At 67.2% G+C, this 1,239-nt stretch carries 1 protein-coding gene; it reads left to right on the forward strand.

Translation table 11 applies throughout. From position 1 onward, the window contains the following. Nucleotides 1-96: 96 nt before the first annotated feature. A complete protein-coding gene (locus BXA10_RS30260) occupies nt 97-1,227 on the forward strand; it encodes an IS630 family transposase (protein WP_245828653.1) in 1,131 nt (376 codons plus the stop codon). The last annotated feature ends 12 nt before the right edge of the window (nt 1,228-1,239 follow it).

Here is a 1,239-nt window from a genome sequence, read left to right on the forward strand (position 1 = left end):
CTAGTGCCGCATCAGGCAACCTTTGCCCTGTCGTGCGGGTGACGCGCCGTCCGGGTGCTGGTCTGGACGGCGTGGTGTCGTCAGGCTGTCCGGGTGGTGGACCGTGTACGTGTCCGTGAGATCGATGACGATGAAGGCCGGCACCTGTTGCGGATCATCCGTCGGGGTACCGGGTCGGTGGTGACCTGGCGGCGGGCCCAGATGGTGCTGCTGTCCGCGCAGGGCATGCCCGTGGCAAAGGTCGCGGAGGTGACGTTCACCAGCGCGGACCGGGTCCGGGACGTGATCCACAACTTCAACGCCGACGGCTTCGACTCGCTCTACCCGAAGTACAAAGGCGGCCGGCCCAGGACGTTCACGCTGCCCGAGCGGCGTGAGATCAAGAAGATCGCCAAGTCCAAGCCGGCCGAGCACGGCCTGCCGTTCTCGACCTGGAGTCTGGCCAAGCTGGCCGACTTCCTGGTCGCCGAGGGGGTGGTCGACGACATCAGCCACGAGGGCCTGCGGGTCCTGCTCCGCGAGGAGGGCGTGTCGTTTCAACGGGTGAAGACCTGGAAGACCTCCCGCGACCCGGACTACGCCGCGAAGAAGGCCCGCGTCGAGCACCTCTACGCGATCGCCGACGGCGAAGTCAGACCCGAGGCCGGCGAGCCCGAGGTCGTGTTCTGCCTGGACGAGTTCGGCCCCTTGAACCTCCAACCCCACCCGGGACGGCAGTGGGCCGAACGCGGCGGACGGCACAAGGACCCCGACCGGCAGCCGCGGGCACGCCGGCGGGCGACCTACACCCGCCCGCACGGCGTCCGGCACCTGTTCGCCGCCTACGACCTGGGCACCGACCGGCTCTACGGCCACATCAAGCCGAGGAAACACCGCACGCGGTTTCTGGAGTTCTGCCGCTACCTACGCAGCCTGCACCCACCGCAGACCCGCATCGCGATCGTGCTCGACAACTACTCCCCGCACCTGAGCACGAAGAAGGACACCCGCGTCGGCGACTGGGCCACGGCCAACAACGTCGAACTCGCCTACACACCAACCAACAGTTCCTGGCTCAACCGGATCGAAGCCCAGTTCACCGCCCTGCGCTACTTCACGCTGGACGGCACCGATCACAGCAGCCACAAAGAGCAGGGCAGCATGATCCGCCGCTACATCATCTGGCGGAACAAGCACGCCGCCGACGAACGCCTACGCGAGGTAGTCAACAGGGCAAACGTTGCCTGACGCGGCACTAGC

Source organism: Micromonospora avicenniae (genome assembly GCF_900156065.1).
Classification (GTDB): Bacteria; Actinomycetota; Actinomycetes; order Mycobacteriales; family Micromonosporaceae; genus Micromonospora; species Micromonospora avicenniae.